The 6,000-nt window shown below is 32.8% G+C and carries 7 protein-coding genes; 1 reads left to right on the plus strand and 6 read right to left on the minus strand.

Features of this window, described 5'->3' with window-relative positions:
* Nucleotides 1–462 precede the first annotated feature (462 nt).
* The 6 genes from ACZIYX_RS11950 to tssD all read right to left on the minus strand — a co-directional run bounded on the left by ACZIYX_RS11950 (nt 463) and on the right by tssD (nt 4,602).
* The gene (locus tag ACZIYX_RS11950; protein ID WP_462682475.1) at nt 463–1,251 is read right to left on the minus strand and encodes a tetratricopeptide repeat protein; all 789 of its coding nucleotides are present in this window, start codon (nt 1,249–1,251) and stop codon (nt 463–465) included.
* Between the two features lie 147 nt (nt 1,252–1,398).
* Entirely contained in the window at nt 1,399–1,848 is a 450-nt protein-coding gene (locus ACZIYX_RS11955) for a DUF7832 domain-containing protein (protein WP_462682476.1), read from the minus strand.
* A gap of 428 nt (nt 1,849–2,276) precedes the next feature.
* A complete protein-coding gene (locus ACZIYX_RS11960) occupies nt 2,277–2,624 on the minus strand; it encodes a hypothetical protein (RefSeq protein WP_462682477.1) in 348 nt (115 codons plus the stop codon).
* A gap of 216 nt (nt 2,625–2,840) precedes the next feature.
* Complete coding sequence (locus ACZIYX_RS11965; protein WP_462682478.1) at nt 2,841–3,278, minus strand: hypothetical protein; 438 nt, start codon at nt 3,276–3,278, stop codon at nt 2,841–2,843.
* Complete coding sequence (locus tag ACZIYX_RS11970; protein ID WP_462682479.1) at nt 3,256–3,990, minus strand: hypothetical protein; 735 nt, start codon at nt 3,988–3,990, stop codon at nt 3,256–3,258. The genes ACZIYX_RS11965 and ACZIYX_RS11970 overlap by 23 nt, the downstream gene beginning before the upstream one ends.
* Nucleotides 3,991–3,993: 3 nt before the next feature.
* The gene (tssD, locus tag ACZIYX_RS11975; protein ID WP_462682480.1) at nt 3,994–4,602 is read right to left on the minus strand and encodes a type VI secretion system tube protein TssD; all 609 of its coding nucleotides are present in this window, start codon (nt 4,600–4,602) and stop codon (nt 3,994–3,996) included.
* Between the two features lie 504 nt (nt 4,603–5,106).
* Here tssD and ACZIYX_RS11980 point away from each other — a divergent pair.
* Nucleotides 5,107–5,598 (plus strand): hypothetical protein, encoded by a 492-nt coding sequence (locus ACZIYX_RS11980; RefSeq protein WP_462682481.1) that lies wholly within the window; start codon nt 5,107–5,109, stop codon nt 5,596–5,598.
* Nucleotides 5,599–6,000: the final 402 nt, after the last annotated feature.

Below are 6,000 nucleotides of genomic sequence, written 5' to 3' on the forward strand. Positions count from 1 at the left end.
ACTATGATTATTAATAAAGCCTTCAGAAATTTATTCTTTCGATTACGGTTCACCTGTCTTGTTTAATCCTAACCAACGGCAATTATGTTTGTTAATTAATATAAGGTTGTATTAAAACCCAAATCATAAGCCATAGATCAAATTTATTGATTTGTTTTTTATTTTTTTTTAAGAGCCTCATTTTTTCTTTTTAAGTTAGGAAACCAATATCTTCTTGATAGTGGGTTATTAACTATAATAGTAACGAGTTCAAAGAACATTTTTTTACATAGTAATAAACCAAAGAGAGCTAACCTTTGATGGATACGGCTCTTATAGACAGAGTTCTTCTTTGCGCTCTCAAAAAAAAGGGGAGGCAGTCGCAGTCATTATTATATCCCCCATACATTAATCTAACAAAAAAAGGGGATATGAATCGTTGAGCAGGGGTTTATATATGTCAATTTTTAGCTTGGTACTAATTTAGTAATTACCTGTTTTTAATGAATCTATCCTGGCTTTAATGTCAGCTACTTCTTCTGGAATCCAGTCAAAAGATTTATCCAGTTCGTATGCCTTTTGTTTTAATTTTAAAGCCTCTTCATAATTTCCCAGCCTTAGCATTAAATCCGCTTTTGAGTCGTACGGGTTAGCATTTTCAGGTTCGCACCTTATAAAGTTGTCAAACGCTTTGTTTGCTTTATCAAATTCGTTATTATTTATATAAGCATACCCTAAAATATTATACCCAGAACCATAATCCTTATCTATTTCAATCGACTTTTTTCCTGCTTTAATAGCTAAGCTTGGATTTTTCCTAAAGAGCAAAAAACATATACTATGATAAAGATATTTATCTAAAAGACTAAGTTCTGCCAGCTCAAACAATTTAGCTTCGTATATATCATCAGGATTGTTTAGCCTAAATTCTGTCGCATCAACCAACATTTGTTCTTCTTTAGAAACCAAATGTTTATATTTTTTTGCTAGTTGGTGGTTTTGTTTTTTTATAGAATCATTGCCAGAATACATGGATATAAAGTTGTACATCCTAACAAACTTAACATCTAGTTCAATAGCTTTTTTATATTGTTCAACAGGGTTCGCGTTTATTCCGTTTTGAACCAAAAACCTTGCTTTTTCAAAATGTTCTCTCGCCTTTTCTGACGAAGTTGTAATCGGTACTATTTTTTGTGCAGCTATTTTTTCGTCTACTTTATTGTTTTTACAAGATATTAGTAATGAAACCAATAGTAAGATTATTATTCTCATACAGTAATATACATTAGGTTTGATTTTATGGGTTACAACAGTGTATACGAAGTACAACCAATAGAAAACATTACGTATATACATTGTACCTGTTGCACAAGGTAGCAAAAAATCAGGATAGGTTTATAGGCTTATTGTTTTTGGGGGTTATTTCCAGAACTTCCAAAATCTTTTATATTTTTTAGTGTTCCATTTTTTAAATCTTTTATCTAATCTTTGTTTTATTAGCTCGTAATTTTTTCTATTATCTTCGACTTGATAAATACTTTCCGATTCTAACACTAAAATTTTGACATAATCTTTAAAATACTTGTTGGTTTCATAGTAGTGTTCTGTAAACTGAATCCCTACTTCGTTTAAATCTTCATTCCAGAATTTTCTGTCACAATAGTCGAACAAAAAATCTCGTCCAGTTATTTCGCCGGATTTCACTTTTTCAATCCCGTCTTTTGATTCTGCTAGATGAAACTCTCCTATCAGTTCAGTATCAATTACCCAATTTAAATACATTCCGATATGAGTTCCTCCGTTTTCTTCAGGAAGATTTTCAGGAAAATCATTACCATAGTGCCAATCGGCTCTATCTATACTTGCCATTCTTTAATTCGATATTATATAATAACATTATACATTTTTCACCAAGCAACATAACTAGCGGTTTCCCCACAATAGCTGATGCTTTCTACAGGACTTCACCCTTCGAGATCCTCAGGGTTCGTGTTAACTCTATAGTGAGCTGAGGCACTCGAAGCTCTACCTTTAAAAGACTAAGACAGACAATTAATAATCTTAACATAACAATGTGAAAATACCAGAATCTATTCTGTTTGGGTCTTAGTATAAACTATGGATTCCGTTTTGCAACGGAATGACAAATAGTGTTCACTAAAACTCCTACCACCTGCACTCGTGTTCCTTACCTGCTACAGTCACGTTCTTCACCCTTCGAATACCTCAGGGGGTTCGATAATATAACTAACAATTTAATCCATCTAGCCTACGAAGTGCTATGCTTGGCTTGCTTTTTAGTAATAATTAGTTTTAAAATAAATAATGGTATTCCAGAGAGTCCAAAAACAACTAAATAATATCCCACCAATTAAAAGTAAATATCTAAGTCCTTGGGTAATTTTGATTTTATTATTAAAATAATACCAGTCAAAAAGTTCCATTAAGGATCCTAGTGAATAGAAAATATTGGCACCAATTCCCCAAAATATAACTCCAATCGTATCCTCGGTTGTCCATTCGTAATTAATTGTACTTAGAAAATCATAAATTCCATATATCCCGAAAAGTCCCACCGCAATATTAAAAATCCAACGTTTGGATTCCCACCATTTTATATTTGTTTTTAAATCTTCTAATGTCATTTTAAAATTAACACCATTATATAGTTACCAAGGTACCCATATCCCTTTATTATTAAAAACATAAGTACCTATAAATTTTTAAAGCTCTAAAGTAAATTACTTTTTAGAAATAGGATTACGGATATCCGTATCGAGGGGTTATTTTTATAAAAAAGAATAGACACCCTTTAGTAAATACTACCTCTTTTTTTGCACAGTAATTTATTGCTTTTAATTTTAAGATTTTATTAGAAGTAATACATCCTGTCCTTTTAAGCATAATAAAGTATCTTTTACTTTGTAAATTATTTTATATTTTTCATCATTATCAATGACAAAACCATCCTCTAGAGTTGTTTTTGTTCTATCTCTGGATATTTTATAAGAATCTATTAAGACACTATCATTCTCTAGCTCTTTTCTTGAATACGTTAATATGCTTTCTGCTTTTGAAATATCAACTTCGAATAAATCCAAATCTTCATTATATCGTTCAATCTTTTTTATAAAGATGGTATTGTTATCAATTTTTTTAATTGATTCTCTATTATAGACAATATTCTCTCCTTTAGGAATTAATTTACCAGAAGCCACTTCATTAAAATCAAGTTGCTCACTACAAGATGTAATAATTAATAAAATAAATAGAATACTATTTCTTGGTAAAAACGACATTATTTGGGATAGTATTTTCATCTCTCTTTTCTATTATTATTCTAACATGATTAGGATTTGCCTTACTTTTTTTAGCTCGCTCCCAGATAGTCTTTATAACTTTTTTGGTTAATTGGTCAGAAGTGTTTGTTGGTGAATTGTTGTCATTAACAATACCAAAACATCCCTCAGAAGCTGAAATAGAATGACCATAGTTTTCATTATCATAACTACCACCTACATGAATCATAACACCTCTTGCAATATCTTCCTTAAATCTATAATCCAAAAGTAATGCATCTGGTCTAGCTTGGGCATGGATTTGTTCAGAACCGCTTTGCATTAATTTTATTGCGGGTGTATCATTCTTTTTTGGATATGCACTCATATACTTTCCTGAATAATGATTTATTTTACCGTTTTTGGGTTCAAAAGACATATTAGATAGGATCATTGTTTTTCCTTTATCATTACCTGGTATTACAGCAGCAGCATCACGGGCAACCGAAAATTCCATTTTGAAACTAGCGTCTTCATTATCCGTAACTAAAACTTTATACAAATCAACATCAACATATTGAAGTCCTCCGCTATAAGAACCTATAATTTTTTGTTTTACAGTTTCTCTTGTTTTTTGTTTAGTTATTCTAATAATAGGGTAGTCGTCTAAAACCTCTAATTCAGCAGTTTTTGTAATACCAGCAATTTCTAGTCTAAAAATATTTTTACCCATATCTTATACTTCCTGTTTAATTGCTTCTAGTTCTATTTTTTCATTATTACTGCCTATTTTATAATTGTTAAGGGTATCATCTATTAAAACTTCTCCTTTGTATTTAAAATCTATTGTTTGATTATTTAATTTAATACTGAACAATTCATCAATCATATTTTTACTATGAATATTAAGTAATATTTTGTCACCTGCCAAAATTTTGTTAGTACGCTCATTATTCAAATCTGTAATGTAATAATCAATTACTTTGGGTTCATTATCTAATGTTTCGGTGGATTGATAAGGTATTTGTTCACTTGGTTTAACCCAACTTTCTTGCCAAGGTTTTACCAAAATTATTCCTTTTACTTCTTGTATGGCAGCAGAAATAGTCATTGTTATTATCATTGGTTCTTCTCCTACAGCAGTAAATTTTTCTTTCCAATAGATTAAAGCTGTATCATTAAATTTGTATTCAAAAAGGATGATACCATCAAAATCCCCTAGATAAAATATAATTTTACCTTTTGTTAATGTACAGAGTTCGCCTTTTTGGCTATGGGTCATCCAACGTAGTAGTCTGTCATCATCATAACCTGATATAAAGGCAAGAGTAATAAGCCCTCCCATTGGAATTTAACCACAGCGCCCTGTTTTATGATTTAAAAATCTATAATATTGTAAATCTGTCCATAATAATTCTCGTTCTGTTCCTAAAACGAATAATTTGGCTTTAATCATTAGTTAATTTTCAGGTTTTAAAAGTTAGCCATCGTTTTTAATTTAGTTTCTATAACAACTTAGAAAACAAATATATAGTTACCAAGATACCCATATCCCTTACTTATTAAAAACATAAGCACCTATAAATTTTTACAGCTCTAAAGTAAATTGCTTTTTAGAAATAGGATTACGGATATCCGTATACAGGGGTTATTTTTATAAAAAAGAATAGAAATATTTTAGTAAATACTACCAACACTTCGATTTTACTGATATTCGATAAGCTTACCCTTCAAGTAACCTCAGGGTTCGTGTTAGTTTTATAGTGGGCTGAGGTACTCGAAGCCCTGCACTATATGTTCCTTACTCTTCAAAAGCCTCAGATTTCGACAACACTACGACAAGCTCCCTGTGACACATTTCGACAGCATAGCTAACAATTTCTTCGTGTTAGCTGAGGATTTCGACAACATAGTTAACAATTTCCCCGTGATAGCTGATGCTTTCGACAACATAGCTAACAATTTCCTCGTGTTAGCTGACTCTTTCGACAACATAGTTAATGGTTTCCCCGTGTTAGCTGACTCTTTCGACAGCATAGCTAACAATTTCTTCGTGTTAGCTGAGGATTTCGATAACATAGCTGACAATTTCCTCGTGTTAGCTGACTCTTTCGACAGCATAGCCAACAATTTCCCCACGATAGATGACTCTTTCAACAACATAGTTAACAATTTCCCCGCAATAGCTGAGGATTTCGATAACATAGCTGACAATTTCCTCGTGATAAGTGAAGATTTCTACAGATTTACCCTTCAGAAGTATCATAATTTTTGTGGACTGAGGTTCTCGAAGTCCAACTTTCTGGTATTTTATCCTTCGAGTAGCCTCAGGGTTTGGTAATTATGCGTTCCTCCACCCTAATGTTGCATTCCTCAACCCTAATGTTGCATTCCTACTCGCTACAATTGTACTCCTACCAACTGCATTCGTGTTCCTACCTGCTATAATCGCATTCTTCACCCTTTCGAGTACCTCAGGGTTCGAAAATAGTAGGGAGCTGAGGCTCTCGAAGCTCACCCTTCGAGTACCTCAGGGTTCGAAAATAGTAGGGAGCTGAGGCTCTCGAAGCTCACCCTTCGAGTACCTCAGGGTTCGAAAATAGTAGGGAGCTGAGGCTCTCGAAGCTCACCCTTCGAGTACCTCAGGGTTCGAAAATAGTAGGGAGCTGAGGCTCTCGAAGCTCACCCTTCGAGTACCTCAGGGTTCGAAAATAGTAGGGAGCTGAGGCTCTCGAAGCTCACC

It is taken from the genome of Aquimarina sp., assembly GCF_977115655.1.